The organism is Craterilacuibacter sp. RT1T, assembly GCF_023502145.1.
GTDB lineage: Bacteria > Pseudomonadota > Gammaproteobacteria > Burkholderiales > Chromobacteriaceae > Craterilacuibacter.
Map to the genome: position 1 here is coordinate 526244 of NZ_JAMFLI010000001.1, position 15537 is coordinate 541780.

15 protein-coding genes and 1 riboswitch are annotated in these 15537 nt (G+C 60.4%); of the genes, 5 read left to right on the forward strand and 10 right to left on the reverse strand.

Annotated features, from left to right (window positions below; all coding sequences use genetic code 11):
- Positions 1 to 2: 2 nt before the first annotated feature.
- The 6 genes from M3P88_RS02805 to M3P88_RS02830 all read right to left on the reverse strand — a co-directional run bounded on the left by M3P88_RS02805 (position 3) and on the right by M3P88_RS02830 (position 7335).
- Positions 3 to 950 carry an isoaspartyl peptidase/L-asparaginase family protein gene (locus M3P88_RS02805; RefSeq protein ID WP_249614531.1) on the reverse strand — a complete coding sequence of 316 codons (948 nt, stop codon included), beginning with the start codon at positions 948 to 950 and terminating at the stop codon, positions 3 to 5.
- Positions 951 to 1029: 79 nt separating this feature from the next.
- A complete protein-coding gene (locus M3P88_RS02810; protein WP_249614532.1) occupies positions 1030 to 2517 on the reverse strand; it encodes a sodium:solute symporter family protein in 1488 nt (495 codons plus the stop codon).
- Complete coding sequence (locus M3P88_RS02815; RefSeq protein ID WP_249614533.1) at positions 2514 to 2768, reverse strand: hypothetical protein; 255 nt, start codon at positions 2766 to 2768, stop codon at positions 2514 to 2516. The genes M3P88_RS02810 and M3P88_RS02815 overlap by 4 nt, the downstream gene beginning before the upstream one ends.
- Before the next feature lie 337 nt (positions 2769 to 3105).
- The gene (serS, locus tag M3P88_RS02820; protein ID WP_249614534.1) at positions 3106 to 4392 is read right to left on the reverse strand and encodes a serine--tRNA ligase; all 1287 of its coding nucleotides are present in this window, start codon (positions 4390 to 4392) and stop codon (positions 3106 to 3108) included.
- 3 nt (positions 4393 to 4395) lie between these two features.
- Entirely contained in the window at positions 4396 to 5709 is a 1314-nt protein-coding gene (locus tag M3P88_RS02825) for a replication-associated recombination protein A (protein ID WP_249614535.1), read from the reverse strand.
- 93 nt (positions 5710 to 5802) lie between these two features.
- A complete protein-coding gene (locus M3P88_RS02830; protein ID WP_249614536.1) occupies positions 5803 to 7335 on the reverse strand; it encodes an amino acid permease in 1533 nt (510 codons plus the stop codon).
- Between the two features lie 280 nt (positions 7336 to 7615).
- Positions 7616 to 7711: riboswitch (TPP riboswitch) on the forward strand.
- Between the two features lie 49 nt (positions 7712 to 7760).
- Between M3P88_RS02830 and thiM the strand changes: the two genes are divergently transcribed.
- The 5 genes from thiM (at position 7761) to M3P88_RS02855 (ending at position 12741) form a co-directional block, all read left to right on the forward strand.
- Positions 7761 to 8564 carry a hydroxyethylthiazole kinase gene (gene thiM / locus M3P88_RS02835; RefSeq protein ID WP_249614537.1) on the forward strand — a complete coding sequence of 268 codons (804 nt, stop codon included), beginning with the start codon at positions 7761 to 7763 and terminating at the stop codon, positions 8562 to 8564.
- Positions 8561 to 9196 (forward strand): thiamine phosphate synthase, encoded by a 636-nt coding sequence (thiE, locus tag M3P88_RS02840; RefSeq protein ID WP_249614538.1) that lies wholly within the window; start codon positions 8561 to 8563, stop codon positions 9194 to 9196. The genes thiM and thiE overlap by 4 nt, the downstream gene beginning before the upstream one ends.
- Positions 9193 to 9993: a bifunctional hydroxymethylpyrimidine kinase/phosphomethylpyrimidine kinase gene (gene thiD / locus M3P88_RS02845; RefSeq protein ID WP_283773071.1), complete on the forward strand. Its 801-nt coding sequence runs from the start codon at positions 9193 to 9195 to the stop codon at positions 9991 to 9993. The genes thiE and thiD overlap by 4 nt, the downstream gene beginning before the upstream one ends.
- A 99-nt stretch (positions 9994 to 10092) precedes the next feature.
- Positions 10093 to 11565, forward strand: a complete 1473-nt coding sequence (locus tag M3P88_RS02850) for a DUF2252 domain-containing protein (RefSeq protein WP_249614539.1) — start codon at positions 10093 to 10095, stop codon at positions 11563 to 11565.
- A gap of 93 nt (positions 11566 to 11658) precedes the next feature.
- On the forward strand, positions 11659 to 12741 hold the full coding sequence (locus M3P88_RS02855) for a phospholipase A (protein WP_249614540.1): 1083 nt from the start codon (positions 11659 to 11661) through the stop codon (positions 12739 to 12741).
- Here M3P88_RS02855 and M3P88_RS02860 read toward each other — a convergent pair whose 3' ends face one another.
- From M3P88_RS02860 to nrdG, 4 genes are all read right to left on the reverse strand, one after another.
- Positions 12742 to 13167 carry a DUF2511 domain-containing protein gene (locus M3P88_RS02860; protein WP_249614541.1) on the reverse strand — a complete coding sequence of 142 codons (426 nt, stop codon included), beginning with the start codon at positions 13165 to 13167 and terminating at the stop codon, positions 12742 to 12744.
- A 26-nt stretch (positions 13168 to 13193) separates the two neighbouring features.
- Complete coding sequence (locus M3P88_RS02865; RefSeq protein ID WP_249614542.1) at positions 13194 to 13835, reverse strand: LexA family protein; 642 nt, start codon at positions 13833 to 13835, stop codon at positions 13194 to 13196.
- A 198-nt stretch (positions 13836 to 14033) separates the two neighbouring features.
- A complete protein-coding gene (locus M3P88_RS02870; RefSeq protein ID WP_249614543.1) occupies positions 14034 to 14477 on the reverse strand; it encodes a ProQ/FINO family protein in 444 nt (147 codons plus the stop codon).
- A 592-nt stretch (positions 14478 to 15069) separates the two neighbouring features.
- Positions 15070 to 15537 carry an anaerobic ribonucleoside-triphosphate reductase activating protein gene (gene nrdG, locus M3P88_RS02875; protein ID WP_249614544.1) on the reverse strand — a complete coding sequence of 156 codons (468 nt, stop codon included), beginning with the start codon at positions 15535 to 15537 and terminating at the stop codon, positions 15070 to 15072.

Consider the following 15537-nt stretch of genomic DNA (forward strand, 5'->3'; position numbering starts at 1 on the left):
CCTCAGTCGCGGTAGATGGCGACTTCGATCTCGCCGCCGGCGACCACCTGGCCGCGGTACATGCCTTCTGTGTTGAAAGGCAGGCTGATCCGGCCTTCCGCGTCCACCACGATCAGGCCACCCTGGCCACCCATCCCGCCCAGTTCCGCCATCACGGCAGCAGCAGCGGTGGCGGCATCCTCGTTCAGGTAACGCATGCGCGCGCTAATTTCGTGTGCGGCGCTGGCGCGCAGAAAGACTTCGCCGGTGCCGGTGGCGGAAATGGCCACCTTGTCATCCGCCCAGGTGCCGGCGCCAATGACCGGGCTGTCACCGACCCGGCCCCAGCGTTTGTTGGTCAGCCCGCCGGTCGAGGTGGCTGCGGCCAGCTGTCCGAAGCGATCCAGTGCGACGGCGCCGACGGTGCCGAACTTCTTGTCGGCAAAGGCCAGTTTGTGTGCGCCGTCGTGGTCGAGCACGGCGGCGTTGCTGTCGCGCACGGCCAGCAATTGCTGGTAGCGCGCTTCGGTGTGGAAGTATTCGGCGGGTGCGGTTTCCAGCCCTGCATTTTCGGCAAAAGCACGGGCACCGGCACCGGCAAGCATGACATGGTTGGATTTTTCCATGACGGCACGAGCCGCCAGTACCGGGTTTTTGATGCCGGTGAGCTGGCAGACGGCACCGGCATCGCGCCCCTGGCCGACCATCACCGCCGCGTCCATCTCGTTATGCCCTTCATGGGTAAAGACGGCGCCTCGTCCGGCATTGAATAAGGGACTGTCTTCCATGACCGCCACGGCGGCGCAGACCGCATCCAGCGCATGCTGGCCACTGGCCAGGCAGGCTTGGCCTGCGACCATGGCCAGATGCAGTGTTGTGCGGTATTGAGTTTCCTGTTCGGGCGTCATGGTGCTGCGGGTGAGGGTGCCTGCGCCGCCATGGATGGCGAGCGCGAATTCTGGGCGTTGCATAGCGCTTCCTAATGTTTTGTCTGGAGTCAAAAGCCCGCCAGGGCTGATCGCGCCGGCGGGCTGGCCTGTTGTCAGTTGGTCAGGCAAAGGCGAAATGGCGGTTCAGGACTTCACGCTTGACCGGCTGGGTCGCGAGGCTGACCGCAACCATCAGCACCATGGTGGCCATCCAGCTGATGATCAGCGGATCAAAGCCCATGGTCAGTCCCTGACCCCATAGCGCCAGCGACACATAGATCACCTGACCTATGATGGCTGCACTAAAGGCCGCAGCGAGCGTCGCCCGTTTCCAGTACATGCCCAGAATGACCGGTGCCACCCAGATGCCGAGACCGCCGAAGGAGAAGCGGATCAGCTCGAAGATGGAGGCAGGCTTGGTGATGCCGACGATGATGCCGGCGACGCCGATGATGACTGTCACGTAGCGCGACAGGCGGAAAATCTGCTCGTCGCTCGCCTTGGGGTTGATGCCGTGCTGGTAGATGTCGCGGGTAATGCCGCCGGTGGCGACCACCAAGAGCGCGTCAATCGTCGACATGCCGGCCGAGACGATGCCGGCGATCAGGATGGCGGCCAGGTAAGGGTTGAGGTTCTGTTGCAGCAGCATCGGCACGATAAAGTCGGTCTCCTTGCCGGAGAGCCCCGGCAGGCTGACGATGCCCATCACGCCCGACCATTCGATCAGCGTGGCGGAAACCAGCATGCCCAGCGTGCCCAGAATCACTGCCTTATACATGGTGCGGTAGTCGCGCATGGCGTAAAACTTGGTGAACAGCGTCGGCTGGCCGATGGTGAAGAAACTCCACATCACAATCATCGAGAAGTAGGCCGTCCACGGGTATTTTCCGGCAGCACCGGGGTGAGCCAGATACTGCTCGCCCTTGGCCAACAGCGCCGCGTTAATGTTTTCCAGTCCGCCGCCGGCCTGTACCGACACGACAAAGGTCACGATGGCGGTCACCACCATCAGGCCGCCTTGCAGCACGTCGGTCAACATCGCGCCCTTCATCCCGCCGGTCATGCAGTACAGAATCACCATGATGCCCATGCCGACCACGCCCACCCACTCGGGCAAGCCGGTAAAGGTATGCACAATCACGCCGGCGCCAACCGTCTGTGCGCCTATCATGCCGATCAGAAACACCACCATCATGCTGGCGTGCAGGATACCCAGCTTGCGCGAGTCATAACGGCTGGCCAGATAGTCGGTCATGGTCAAAAGACCATGCTGGTGCGACAGCTGCATCAGCTTGCGTCCGACCAGGAGCGCCGGAATGATCATGGAGAAGGCCAGGCCCGGCACCGAAATGGTCAGGCCGGCATAGCCGTTGGCGTAGGCCACCGCCGGCACGCCCATAAAGGTGCTCATCGAGTACTGGGTGGCAAAGTAGGCGATACCGCTGACCACGGCGCCGGCCTTGCCGCCCATTACGAAGAAGTCTTTGAGTGATTTGGTGCTCTTGGCCGCATACCAGCCGATGCCGCCGATAATGGCGAAGTAGACCAGCAATGTCATGAAGAACGGCAGCGGCGTTGGCTGAATCAGTGCGGAAACGGGGGCGCTCATTGTTCGTCTCCCGTGCTGGCGTCAAGGCTCTGGTATTCGGGGCGAGCCAGACACTGGCGGGCAAAAATCACGATGGTGATCAGCACGATGAAGCCATGACCGATCCAGCCCCACAGAAACATCGGTACGCCCAGCGGACCGGGCAGGTAGCTTTCGTTGTAATACCACGGTAAGGGCAACATGATCAGCCCGTACAGAGCCAGAATAATGGCGGTCCATCGTCGCTCGAAGGCGTTGCTTAGGCAGTGCATGGGAGTAGTCCTTTGTAGTGCGGCTTGTTTATAAATATTAACCGCCGCTTATATAGAATGCATTTTCAGTGCCTTTTTATTACTTCATAGGCGTAGAGATTCTGTTTTGATAGAGATCAAAGGCTTTTTAATTTGGAGTAAGGCTGCATTTGCCAATGGTCAGCGTGAACGCTTGGCCATTGGCATGGCGTTGACCGGTCTGAGCGTGACAGTGGCTTGGGGCGTGGTGAGGCGTGTGCGACGGGCAATTAAATCGGAGATAGAGGGGCGCTGGCGGACAGCGGACGCAAAAATGCCCGGCAGTGCCGGGCATCGAGGGTGTCGCAATCCAGAGGCATCAGCCGCCGATTTTGTCCTTGCCACCCATATACGGGCGCAGGACTTCGGGGATGGTGACCGAGCCGTCGGCGTTCTGGTAGTTTTCCAGCACGGCAACCAGGGTGCGGCCCACGGCGAGACCGGAGCCATTCAGGGTGTGTACCAGCTGGTTCTTGCCGTTTTCATCCTTGAAGCGGGTCATCATGCGGCGCGACTGGAAGGCTTCGCAGTTGGAGCAGCTGGAAATTTCGCGGTAAGTGTCCTGTGCCGGCAGCCACACTTCGAGGTCGTAGGTCTTGGCCGCGCCAAAGCCCATATCGCCGGTACACAGCGTGATTACGCGGTAGGGCAGGCCCAGTGCCTTGAGGATGTTCTCGGCGTGGCCGACCATTTCCTCCAGTGCAGCGTACGAGTCTTCCGGCTTTTCGATGCGGACCATTTCGACCTTGTCGAACTGGTGCTGGCGGATCAGGCCACGGGTGTCGCGACCGTAGGAGCCGGCTTCGGAACGGAAGCAAGGCGAGTGCGCGGTGAATTTCAGCGGCAGCTCTTCCGCCTTGAGGATTTCGCCGCTGACGGTATTGGTCAGGGTGATTTCCGAGGTCGAGATCAGGTACTGGTCGACCGTGCCTTCTTCGCCGCCCTTGGTAACCTTGAACATGTCTTCGGCAAACTTCGGCAGCTGGCCGGTGCCCAACAGGGCGCTGTCGTTGACGATATACGGGGTGTAGTGCTCGAGATAGCCATGCTCGCCGGTATGGGTGTTGAGCATGAATTGCGCCAGTGCGCGGTGCAATCGGGCGATGTCGCCCTTGAGTACGGTAAAGCGCGCGCCGGAGAGCTTGGTGCCGGTGTCGAAGTCCAGACCCAGCGGGGCGCCAACATCGACGTGATCCTTGATCTCGAAGTCGAAGCTGCGCGGCGTGCCGACACGGCGTACTTCTACGTTGTCGCTTTCATCCTTGCCGGCCGGCACCGACTCGTGCGGCAGGTTGGGAATGGACAGCAGCCAGTTATCCTGCTGCTTTTGTACCGCATCAAAGCCGGTTTCGGCATTTTTCAGCTCATCGCCCAGGCTGGCGACTTCGGCCATGATGGCGCTGACGTCTTCGCCGTTCCGCTTGGCAATGCCGATTTGCTTGGAGGAGGCATTGCGCTTGGCCTGCAGTTCCTGCATGCGGGTTTGCAGTGCCTTGCGTTCGGCTTCCAGGGCATTGAAAGCCTGCACGTCGAATTGATAACCGCGCGCCGCCAGACGGGCGGCGACGTCGTCGATATTGCTGCGCAGAAGTTGGATGTCCAGCATGTGTCAGTCCTGTTTTTTTGCTTGATTGTCCAGCTCGCGCAAGAACGCGAGCTTTTCACCGATTTTTGTTTCCAGGCCGCGCGGCACCGGCTGGTACCAGTGCGGCTCTGCCATGCCATCGGGCAGGTAGTGTTCTCCTGCGGCGTAGGCGTCGGGCTCGTCATGGGCATAGCGATAGGCATGCCCATAGCCCAAGTCCTGCATCAGGCGCGTCGGCGCATTGCGCAAGTGTACCGGTACGGCGCGTGACGCGTCCTGTTTTACAAAGGCTAGGGCGGCATTATACGCCTTGTAGCCGGCATTGCTCTTGGCGGCGATGGCCAAGTACAGGGTTGCTTGCGCTAGCGCAAGTTCCCCTTCCGGGCTGCCCAGCCTTTCATAGGTGGTGGCGGCATCGTTGGCGATCTGCATGGCGCGCGGGTCGGCCAGACCGATATCCTCCCACGCCATGCGGATCAGGCGGCGCGCCAGATACTTTGGGTCAGCGCCGCCGTCCAGCATGCGCGTCAGCCAGTACAGCGCCGCATCCGGATTGGAGCCGCGCACCGATTTGTGCAGGGCCGAAATCTGGTCGTAAAAGGCGTCGCCGCCCTTGTCAAAGCGCCGTGCATTCAGCGTCAGCACCTCGGCCAGAAAGTCGCTGCCTATCCGGGTGAGCGCGCGTGCGCGTGCGGCGGTGCGGCTTTGCTCCAAAAGATTAAGAAAGCGGCGCGCATCCCCGTCGGCGTAGCCCGAGAGCATGGTGATGGCCGCTTCGTCGAAAACCAGCCCGTCCAGTGCGCCCTGTGCCTTGGCGCGCTGGAACAGGGCGTGCAGCTCTGCCGTGGACAGCGACTCGAGCACATAGACCTGGGCGCGCGACAACAGTGCCCGGTTGACCTCGAATGAAGGGTTTTCCGTGGTGGCACCGATAAAGGTCAGCAGCCCCGACTCGACAAAAGGCAGGAAGGCATCCTGCTGGCTCTTGTTGAAGCGGTGCACCTCGTCGACAAACAAGATGGTGCGCCGGCCCGAGCCCGATAGCACCGCATGGGCGCGCTCGACGGCTTCGCGTATATCCTTGATGCCGGCAAATACCGCCGAGATCGGGATGAATTCGGCGTCGAAGCTGGCCGCCAGAATGCGCGCCAGCGTGGTCTTGCCGACGCCGGGCGGGCCCCACAAGATCATCGAGTGCGGGGTTTGGGCATCGATGGCCAGCTTGAGTGGCTTGTTGGGGCCGATCAGGTGTTGCTGGCCGATGACATCGGCCAGCGTGGTTGGGCGCAGCGTTTCGGCGAGCGGCTTTTCCGGTTCGCGGGCAAAAAGGTCGTTCACAAGAGATGGCCGCTTGTGTGGCGGCGGGGGAAGGTGGCCATGCGCGTTAGGCTAGCGTGCATGGCCGGCAAAGGCAATCGGCAGGGCCCGTCTTTATTCATCATGCCGGCTTGGGCCGTGTGCGCCGGCAGGAGATATCGTCAGTGGCGCGCTATACGAGGCGGCTTCCTCGTCGCTGACCTGCTGCCAGTGTGCCTTGCGCAAGGCGCTGAAAACAAAGGGGGGCAGCGCGGCCAGCACCAGCCCGCTGGCCAGCAGCAGCATATAGTGCCCGCTGGACAGCGGGAAGGTTTCGCCGCTTGGCGGCAATAAACCCAGCAGCAGGGCCAGCAGCGATGACAGCATGCCGATGCCGGCAACCAGGGGCAGGCGTGCCAGCGTGTAGCCGCGCGGGGTGGCCGGCTGGCTCTGGCGCAGGCGAATGGCGGCCATGAACATCAGCAGATAAATCACCAGATACATTTGCGCGGCCAGTGCGCTGAGCATCCAGAAGGCGGCGGACACGTCCGGCACCAGTACATAGATGAGCGATAACAGCGAAACCAGCGCCGCCAGCAGCAGCATTACATTGGCGGGCATATCGTGGCGGTTGGTTTGTTGCCACCAGGGCGGCAGCAGCCCGGCCTTGCCGACATACTGGATTTCCTTGCAGGCACCGGCAATCCAGGTCAGCACCCCGCCTAACACGCCGATGATGAGAAACAGTGCCATCACCGGGGTCAGATAACCCACGCCCAGCGCATTGAAAAAATCGCTATAGGCCTGCATCACGCCGACGGTCAGGCTGATTTTGTCCGAGGGAACGACCAGGGCAATGGCCAGCGTGGGCGGGATAAAAATCAGCAGGATCAGTATCACCGACAAGATCAGCGAGCGCGGCATGTCGCGCTGGGGGTTGGGCAGGTTGCGGGCGTAAACGGCATTGATTTCGATGCCGGCATAGGCCAGAAAATTGCTGACAATCAGCACCAGACCCGACAGCTCGCCATCGAAGCGTTGCCAGATGCCGGTGTGGGTTTTGCCATGGCCGGCCAGTACGCTTGAATCATGGCTAAAGACATGGGGAAGCAGCGCATGCCAGTCAAGCGGGCTGGCCGAAGGCTGGCCACGCAGCAGCCACCATGCGCCCAGTACCATCAGCAAGAGTGCCGGCAGCAAGGTGCCCAGCAACATGAATAGCGATGACAGTCGGGCCAGCGCGCCGACGCCGCGTAGCGCCATCAGGGTGATGCTCCAGACCAGGAGCGTGATGACGCAGGCGGTGAAAATGCCATTGCCCGCCAGGCGCGGGTCGATCAGATAGGCCAGCGTATCGGCGCCAAACGCCAGTACCACCGGCAGCAGCATGGCGACTTGCAACCATAAATACCAGGCCGAGAAAAAGGCGGCACGGTCGCCGTAAGCCTGGCGCACCCAGCCATAGATGCCGCCGCGCCAAGTGGTGCCAAGCTCGGTGGTGACCAGTGCCGCCGGCAGGAAAAACAGTAGCGCCGGCAGCAGATAAAGCAGGATGGAGCCTAAACCGTAGATCGCCATCCCGGGTAGCGCACGAATACTGGCTACGGCAGCGACGATCATCAGTGCCAGAGTGACCCAGCTTATTTTTTCGGGAGAGGTTTGCGCCATGGTGAGTCCGGTTTATGCAATAAGGATGTGTTGCGTGCATTGTGCAGCACCATGGTTTAAATCATATACGATGGGGGGCATTTTGCTGCCGATCGCCCGAATGGCTGGTGTGCTCAATACTGGGATTCGGGACTCGGGACTCGGGACTCGGGATTCGGGATCGGGGATCGGGAGCCGGGGGGGCGCTGGCTGAGCGTGCGGATGGCTTCGCTGATGCAAGGCTGTTGTCGTATCGCATTGACGGGTACGGACCATGCTTAGCATAATCCGTCTTTCTTTTGAATGTGACTCGGGGTGCCGCGCCTGGCGTGGCTGAGAGAAACCCGCAGTACCTGATCTGGGTTATGCCAGCGTAGGGAGGTCACGATCAGGCCGGCGCTCGCCTGCCTGTCGTCTGCTCTTGCGGCATGGCCGGGGAGTAGTCTGTGAATAGCCTGCCTTTTGATAGCCGCGCAGCGGCCATCGCACTGAATGCCCTGCGTGAAGCTACGCCGCTGGTGCATTGCCTGACCAATCAGGTCGTTGCCAATTTTACCGCCAATGTTTTGCTGGCCAGCGGTGCAGCCCCCGCCATGGTGGTGGCCCGCGAAGAAGTTGCCGAATTTGCCGCGCTGGCCTCGGCTTTGCTGGTCAATGTAGGCACGCTGGACTGCACGCAGGCTGAGGCCATGCGTTTGGCAGTGTCTGCCGCGCGCCGCGCGGGTACACCCTGGGTGCTGGACCCGGTCGCGGTCGGGGCCTTGTCGTTCCGTCGCGATTTTTGCCATGCGCTTTTGGCGCAGAGCCCGGCGGCCATTCGTGGCAATGCCGCCGAAATTCGCGCGCTCGCCGGGGAAGCCGGACAGGGGCGCGGGGTGGATAGTCTGGATGCCAGCGAGCAGGCATTGGCGTGTGCCTGCCAGCTGGCGCAGCAGTACGACACGCTGGTGATTGTGACCGGTGCGACGGATTACTTGTGCCAGGGTGGGCAGGTGCGGGCCATTCATGGCGGCGATGTGCGCTTGCAGCAGGTGACCGGTACCGGCTGTGCCTTGTCGGCACTGGTGGCCGCCGCCTGTTCCCTTAAAGAGAGCCGCCTTGATGCCGCCGCTGCCGTCTGTGCGCTGATGAAGCTGGGCGGCGAACAGGCGGCGCAGCACAGTCGGGGGCCGGGCAGCTTTTCCGTAGCCTTGCTGGATGGCTTGTCGGCGATAGACGGCGCGATGCTGCGCGCACGGTGGCCGGCATGAAGCCTGTCGATTACCGGGTGTATCTGGTGCTGGACCCCGATCTGTGCGGCGGTCTGGCCGGCATGTTAAGCGTGACGCAGGCGGCGCTGGCCGGAGGGGTCGGTGTGGTGCAGCTGCGTGCGCCGCAGTGGAAAAAACGCCAATGGGTCGAAGCCGGCCTGGCCTTGCTGCCGCTATGCCGCGCGGCGAATGTGCCGCTGATTATCAATGACCATGTGGACGTTGCGCTGGCAGTGGGGGCCGATGGTGTGCATGTGGGGCAGCAGGATCTGCCGCCGGCGTGGGTGCGCCAGTTAATGGGGCCGGATGCGATCGTTGGTTTGTCGGTCAGCAATGCAAGCGAGCTGGCTGCGCTTGAGGACACGGCTATCGATTATCTGGGGGTGGGGCCGGTGTTTGCGACCACCAGCAAACCCGATGCCGCGCCAGCGCTGGGTTTGCCCGCCTTGGCGCAGCTCATGCCGGGCTCCGGTGTGCCCTTGGTGGCCATAGGGGGCATCGGACTGGATAACGCCGCTGATGTCGTCGCCTGTGGTGTCGATGGTCTGGCCGTGATCAGCGCCATTTGCGCGGCAGCGCATCCCGAGGATGCGACCCGCAAGCTTGTTTCCCTGTTTGGAGTGAATGCATGATTCCCCGTGTTTTAACGATTGCCGGCTCGGACTGTAGCGGCGGCGCCGGCATACAGGCCGATCTGAAAACCTTTTCCGCGCTGGGCGCTTACGGCATGAGCGTGATTACCGCGCTGACCGCACAAAATACCCAGGGGGTACATGCGGTGAGTGCCGTGGCGCCCGATTTCGTGCGTGCGCAGTGTGACGCCGTATTTGACGATATCCGGGTCGACGCCATGAAGTGCGGCATGCTGGCCAATGCCGGCATTATCCATGCGGTTGCCGAGGTGGTGGCGCAGTGGCAGCCGCGCCATTTTGTGCTGGACACGGTCATGATTGCCAAGGGCGGCCATGCCTTGCTCGCACCCGAGGCGGTCGGTGCGCTGCGCGAGCGTTTATTGCCGCTGGCGTCCTTGGTGACGCCCAATCTGCCCGAGGCGGCGGCCTTGCTGGGTTGCGCCGTCGCTCGCGATGAAGAGGGAATGTTGCGTCAGGGTGAACAGTTGCTGCAACAGGGTGCACAGGCGGTATTGATGAAGGGGGGCCATCTGGCGGATACGCAGGAGAGTCCGGACTGGCTTGTGACGCAGGCGGGCGCGTTGCGCTTTTGCTCGGCACGTGTGGCGACGCGCCATACCCATGGCACCGGTTGTAGCCTGTCGGCCGCCTTGTGTGCGCTACGCCCGCAGCGCGATGGCTGGTCGCAGAGTATTGTCGATGCCAAAGCCTGGCTGGATGGGGCGCTGGCTGCTGCCGAACAGTTGCAGCTGGGACGGGGCATAGGCCCGGTGCATCATTTTCATGCCTGGTGGTGATGCGCGGACAGGGAGTTAATTTTGTACCGGTGATTGCCTACAGTGAATGGGTTGAACCCAGGCAATTTGCCGCTTACCTCTTTGACAGAAAGCCCCGTCATGACCGCACATCACAAGCCAAGGCAACAAGGCCAGTCCAGCCGGCACGATACGGCAGGAAGCCATCACGGACCTTACCGTACCCCGATTGATGCTGCCTACTTGAGAAAGCCGGCACATTTGCGTACGCGTGAAGAGCGATACGAGGCAGGGCGTGCATTGCGGGTGAGTTGTCCGCGCGAGTCGCATGCCGGCTTTACGCCGTCGGCCGATCGTCCTGACTCGGTCGATATCTTGATCGCCTCCAGCGAGGGGCGGGATCCTACTTTATTGCCTATCCGCTATGGGCGCATGCTGGCTTCGCCCTTTGCTTTTTATCGCGGTGCGGCGTCCATCATGGCATCGGATCTGTCGCTGACGCCAGCGACGGGGCTGGCGGTACAGGCATGCGGGGATTGTCACCTGATGAATTTCGGTGCCTTTGCAACGCCGGAGCGGCGCATTGTTTTTGACATCAATGATTTTGATGAAACATATCCGGCTCCCTGGGAGTGGGATCTCAAGCGTTTAGCCGCAAGCTTTGCCATTGCCAGTCACCACAATGGGCACAAGTCGTCGGATGGCCGTGCCGCTGCGGCCCATGTGGTCGATTGCTATCGTGACAAATTGCGCGAACTGGCGCAGATGTCGACATTAAACGCCTGGTATGCCTATCTCGATTACGAGGAACTGATCGCCCAAACGGAAGATGCTGCACTTCGTCGGCGGCGTAAAAAACTGTTGGAAAAGGCGCTGGCGCGGGATTCGGCGACCGAGTTCGTCAAACTTGCGCATATGGACAAAGGCCAGCCGCGCATCAAGGATATGCCGCCTTTGATTTACCACCTCGATACCATGCGCGAAGCGGCGATGGACGAGGCCGTGCGTGAAAACCTGCGGCGCTATCGCGAGTCTTTGCCGCCGGAGCGACGGATGCTGTTTGACCGTTACGAGCTGGCCGATATTGCGATCAAGGTGGTTGGGGTCGGTAGTGTAGGGACGCTATGCGCGATTGCCCTGTTTTTTGCCGCCGAGGAGGATGCGCTTTTTTTGCAGGTGAAGGAGGCGCGTTCATCGGTGCTGGCACCGTATGTCGATGTTGAACCTTTTGCCAGCAATGGCGAGCGGGTGGTGTTTGGTCAGCGCCTGATGCAAGCCGCATCCGATGTCTTTCTCGGTCATCTGGTGGGGGTGCAAGGCCGGCAGATGTATATCCGCCAATTGCGCGATGTTAAGGTCAAGCCGATGGTGGAAATCTTTAGCCCGGGCAATATGCTGGGTTTTGCACGCAATACCGGCTGGGCGCTGGCACGCGCCCATGCCCGTTCGGGTGATGCGGCGGTGATCGCCGGTTATATCGGTAAAAGTGCTGTGCTAGCCGATGCGATTGCTGAGTTTGCGCTTGATTATGCCGCTCAGAATGAACGCGACTTTGCTGCTTTGCGTGAGGCAGCCCGCTTGGGGCGTGTCGATTTTATGTCCGAAGATATCTAGTTTTATGTTTTTTGTGTGCCACCCAGCATGGTTTTTGTATTTCAATTGCTATCCTGAATAATCGACAAGTTATCGTTTATTTAAAGGTGGTGCATGAATATTCAGCCGTGGTGGGTTTTGCTGGCTTTGGCTGGGCATGGGGTGGCATGGGCAGGCGACATGGCCGAGTGTCGGGCTATTGCCGATGATCAGGGGCGGCTCGCCTGCTATGACCGGCTAAACGGTGTGGTTCAGCCGGTTTCCAAGGTGTCTGTGCCTGCATCAACCATGGCGGCGCAGGCTTTGCCGCTCGCGATGGCGGCCCCGTCTCCGGCACTACATGAGGATGGCTGGGGGGATACCAGCGGGCTGGGGGCACAGACGCTGGCACAGCGGTGGGAGCTGGAGCCGCAATATCAGGACGGCACCTTCCGCATCAAGCCTTATCAGCCGATGTATATCCTGCCTTTGTCATGGCGTAAAAACATCAACAATGATCCGTGCTCTCCTAATCCGCTCAATTGTTCGCGTCGTGGCAGTCAGGATTACGACCGTCTGGAAACCAAAATCCAGCTTTCATTCAAAACCAAGCTCTGGCAGGACGTCCTGGGTTCGGATGTGGATTTGTGGGGGGCCTATACCCAGCAAAGCTTCTGGCAGTCCTACGATAGCCGTAATTCGTCACCGTTCAGGGAGACCGATTACCAGCCCGAGCTCTGGGCTACTTTCCCGCTGAATGCCGGGCCGGATTGGCTCAAGCTTAAAATGATCAATGTGGGCGCCGTGCATCAGTCAAATGGCGAAACCAATCCGCTGTCGCGCTCATGGAACCGGCTGTATACCAGCTTCGGTCTGAGTTCGGGAGACTTGTCTGTGGTGGTCAAGCCATGGTGGCGCATTCCGGAGAGTGCAACAGGCGACAATAATCCGGATGTCAGCGATTTTGTCGGGCGCATGGAAACGGTTGCCGTCTATCCCTGGCGGGGTAATGTGTTTTCGCTGACCTGGCGCAATAATCTTAAGTTTGGCAGCGGGACGCCTAACCGTTCCTTCTTCCAGCTCGAGTGGGCATTCCCGATTTCCGGCAATCTGCATGGTTATGTGCAAGCCTTTAACGGCTGGGGCGATTCGCTGCAAAACTACAACTTCCACAATCAGGGCATCGGACTGGGAATCTCCTTAATCGAGTGGCGCTGATCAGGCCGGCTTGGGTCGGCACAGCTGGGCACCGTGTTGGATCAGTGGCGTCAGTGGCAGATTAACGCCGCTGGCCATGTTTTCGTCGTATTTCCATACGGCCAGCGGTGCCGGATAGCCTTGCCCCAAGGCTTTGTCGTTCAGTGCATACTCGGTGCCTTCTGTGCTTTTGAGCGTGATGGCGCCATTGTCGTGGCAGGCCAGATCGCCTTCGGATAGGGTCAGCGGCCATTCACTGCCGTATTCTATTGCCGTCACATGCTGCTGGCCGGCCTTGGGCAGGCCGGCAGCCAGTAACAGACTGGCGCTGAGCAGGAGGCTGGCGGCAACGATGGCCAGCCCAAGCAGGGTGCGGCGGCGTTGCGGCAGGTCATCGCGCGCCTGGCGGCGGGCAAGGCGGGCAGAATAAGACAGGCTGTAGGACATCGCATTTCCTTTCGTCCGGCTAGGCTTCAGAATTGTTTGACGCAGCTGGTCACCACACCCCAGATCAGTAACTCCTGACCGTCGTTCAGCTCGATAGGGGCATAACTGCTGTTTTCGGGTAGCAGCGCCAGACGGCCGTCGCGCCGGAACAGGCGCTTGACGGTCGGCTCGGCATCAATCGCCGCCAGTACGATATCGCCGTGGCGGGCTTCGCGCTTGCGATCCACCACCAGCAAATCCCCCTCGGCAATGCCGGCTTCTATCATCGAGTCACCCTTGACCCGTACCATAAAACGCTCGCGTGCATCGTCCAGCAGCAGGCGATTCAGATCGACCATATCTTCAATCTGGTCATCGGCCGGCGAGGGCAGACCCGCGCGCACCCGGCTGGCGAATACCGGCACTTCGGCCGCTTGCGCCTGCGGATCCGGCAGGAAAATTACGCCCGGATAGCGCATGGCCAACTCGGCCGGCGACAGCATCTGCGCCAAGCGGGCGGCCAGACGGCGCTCGACAAAATTGATGACTGCCGGTTTGTCGCAGGCGGGTACGCGTATCTGCACCAAGGGCTCATCGGTACTAAAGCGGCCACTGCCTTTTTTGCGTCCAGCCCCTATGCGAGCACCGCCATGCGGCGGGGGAGGGGGGGGGGTGTCGTTGTTTTCCATATCTTGAATATTGCACCAAAAATCAAGAGGTGACAAGTAGGTATGTTGGGGCAGGTTAAATAGGGCAACAGGGAAACGGGAGAAGCAGGCGCGACAAGGCTGGGCGCCGGATTTTGGAGTGTCGCAAAAAACCAACGCCGCCGGCGAAAAAACGCGGGCGGCGTGGTGTGTGCTGCTTAAAGAGCAGAATAAAGCGCTTTATTCCGCCGCTGGTGGTGCGGCCTCTGTCGTGCTTTCTTCGGCCGGCTTGCTTGCCAGCGGTTTGGCCGTCTGGGCGGCCAGTTGGGCGCGCGCTTCTAAGTCTTCGCACTGCTTGTGGGCGGCGGCTTTTTCTTCGTCGCTGACCACGCCTGCGGGTTTGCCATCCAGCGCAAAGCGCTTGCCGCCACGGGCAACCGATTTCAGGTAGCGTGGTTTGCGGCAGTGATTGGACAGCACGCGGCCGATCAGCTGGGCTTCGTACTGGGGCAGTGCCGCGCCCAGTGCCTCATGGATACCGATTGCCAGCGGCTTGAACTGCTTGAAAACCGGGTAGCTGGTATAGAGGTGGCCGGCAATCATCTCGGTTTGCTTCTTCTTGCTAATGGATTGCACGGCAGCCTTCAGGGCTTCACCCAGTGCAGTTTCTTTGGTTTGAGCCATGGTGATGCTTGTTGCCTTTTGCTAGAAAATACGCCTGTCGCCAGCAGCGCCAGCGATAGGGAAAGCGCCATTTTACACGTGATTGCCGCAGATGGCGCGACTTGTGTGTTTTCCCGCGCTGCACTGCCGGTGTGGCGGGTCGCTTGCTGCTGAGAATGACTTGGCCTTTTGCGACATTGAATGTCGATATTGGGTTATGGCTATTGTATCAAATATAGTCATTTGCTAATATTAACTTGCTTCATATGGTTTCTCCTTTGTTGTTTGCATTGTGTGCCTCGGGTTTTTCCCGGGGCATTTTTTTTGCCTGCCTTTCTCGCGATACTTCCTTTGTTCTGTCTTTGCGTATCCCATGGTGCACATCTTTAGGATGCTCGCCCCGATATTGCGCCTGTTTTCTCCCTGTTTAGAGCTCATTTGTGCTGATTGACGCTTTGCTACTTGCCGGCGAGCGTGCGCGCAAGCGCGTAGCCCATGGGCCGTATGGGGCAGGGTAATGGGCGAGCCGATGTTTGAGTTTGGTAAGCGGGGCGCTTGATGGCGCTGCAGCCGAAAAGCCTTGCCGCCATGGCCGGATAGAACCCGCGCGATTTCAGGCGCAGGCCGGTTCTGGCTGTTTTGTCAGGCGGAACAGACGCTGGTTGTCCGAGCCGCGCCACGGCTTGCTTGTCGGCAGGTCTTGTTCATACTTGCCGTCGATCAGCACATCGATATAGCGCAGCAGCGTCAGCGTGCTGATGTCTTCATAGCGGTAGCCGGTCCACAGCCAGATATCCTTGTGCGGGTAGCGCGTCTTGAAGGCGCGGCACAGCGACTCGATAGCGGCGCGGTTGTGCGGATGCAGCGGGTCGCCCCCGCTCAGGCTGAGCCCGTCGTGACTGGCGCATAAATCCAGCAGCTCGGCCTCGACTGCCGCGGTGAAGGGTTGCCCGGATTTGCGGTCCCAGGTGCTGCGGTTGTAGCAGCCGGCGCAGGCATGCAGACAACCGCTGACAAACAGGGTGACACGTATGCCTTCGCCGTTGACAAGATCGCAGCCGTAAAAGCGGGCGTAATGCAT

Bases quoted from the DNA above. Each gene is read 5' to 3' on its own strand.
- M3P88_RS02805 (WP_249614531.1), bottom strand. From the start codon at position 950: ATGCAACGCCCAGAATTCGCGCTCGCCATCCATGGCGGCGCAGGCACC.
- M3P88_RS02810 (WP_249614532.1), bottom strand. From the start codon at position 2,517: ATGAGCGCCCCCGTTTCCGCACTGATTCAGCCAACGCCGCTGCCGTTC.
- M3P88_RS02815 (WP_249614533.1), bottom strand. From the start codon at position 2,768: ATGCACTGCCTAAGCAACGCCTTCGAGCGACGATGGACCGCCATTATT.
- serS (WP_249614534.1), bottom strand. From the start codon at position 4,392: ATGCTGGACATCCAACTTCTGCGCAGCAATATCGACGACGTCGCCGCC.
- M3P88_RS02830 (WP_249614536.1), bottom strand. From the start codon at position 7,335: ATGGCGCAAACCTCTCCCGAAAAAATAAGCTGGGTCACTCTGGCACTG.
- thiE (WP_249614538.1), top strand. From the start codon at position 8,561: ATGAAGCCTGTCGATTACCGGGTGTATCTGGTGCTGGACCCCGATCTG.
- thiD (WP_283773071.1), top strand. From the start codon at position 9,193: ATGATTCCCCGTGTTTTAACGATTGCCGGCTCGGACTGTAGCGGCGGC.
- M3P88_RS02850 (WP_249614539.1), top strand. From the start codon at position 10,093: ATGACCGCACATCACAAGCCAAGGCAACAAGGCCAGTCCAGCCGGCAC.
- M3P88_RS02855 (WP_249614540.1), top strand. From the start codon at position 11,659: ATGAATATTCAGCCGTGGTGGGTTTTGCTGGCTTTGGCTGGGCATGGG.
- M3P88_RS02860 (WP_249614541.1), bottom strand. From the start codon at position 13,167: ATGTCCTACAGCCTGTCTTATTCTGCCCGCCTTGCCCGCCGCCAGGCG.
- M3P88_RS02865 (WP_249614542.1), bottom strand. From the start codon at position 13,835: ATGGAAAACAACGACACCCCCCCCCCTCCCCCGCCGCATGGCGGTGCT.
- M3P88_RS02870 (WP_249614543.1), bottom strand. From the start codon at position 14,477: ATGGCTCAAACCAAAGAAACTGCACTGGGTGAAGCCCTGAAGGCTGCC.
- nrdG (WP_249614544.1), bottom strand. From the start codon at position 15,537: ATGCATTACGCCCGCTTTTACGGCTGCGATCTTGTCAACGGCGAAGGC.